This window comes from Mesorhizobium sp. M2E.F.Ca.ET.209.01.1.1, from assembly GCF_004010375.2.
GTDB lineage: Bacteria > Pseudomonadota > Alphaproteobacteria > Rhizobiales > Rhizobiaceae > Mesorhizobium.
Map to the genome: position 1 here is coordinate 1 of NZ_SADP02000099.1, position 566 is coordinate 566.

The following is a 566-nucleotide window of genomic DNA, read 5'->3' on the forward strand; positions in this document are numbered from 1 at the left end:
CTGCAATGGCGCCGGCTTCCAAAAGAGCGCCAGGTCTCGATCCCCATCAAGCATGGTTTCAACCGATATCTTGTTCCGGAGAGCGCAGCGCCGGCCTACCCTGGAGGCGGGCTCGAACTTGCTGTTTCTGTGCGGCCAACGCATACCGCCGGTATCGACGGTCGCCGGCGCGACCTGCTTGCCGTCTCGGTCTTCCTCGTCAACCGGCGCTCTGAAGCGCTAAGGCGATATGGCGATCTAGCGTTCTGTTTTCAGGCACGGCTGGAGCTCAAATCCCCGCTTGGCTTTGAGCCGAATGACGATCGAGCGTCCTATGATGCCGAAGACCCCGACGAGCGCATTTCAGACCTTCACTATCGCGACGTTGCATCTTACGCCACCGGTCACAACAGCTCAGGTGATTGGTGCGCAGCCGATGGTGACGGCCTCGTCACAACCGTGTTCACGACATCCGTCCCTTGCCAGGATGTCGAGAAACTTGGCGCCGACATAAGCGTTCCAGGTGTTATTCGCGGTATGGAAGGATTGGCCGAGGCAGCCGAAGGCGCCGACAGCCTGCGCTCCGC

At 60.4% G+C, this 566-nt stretch carries 1 pseudogene; it reads left to right on the forward strand.

The window, feature by feature from the left end:
- A pseudogene (locus tag EN852_RS41155) lies at window positions 1-566 on the forward strand (hypothetical protein); the annotation flags it as partial.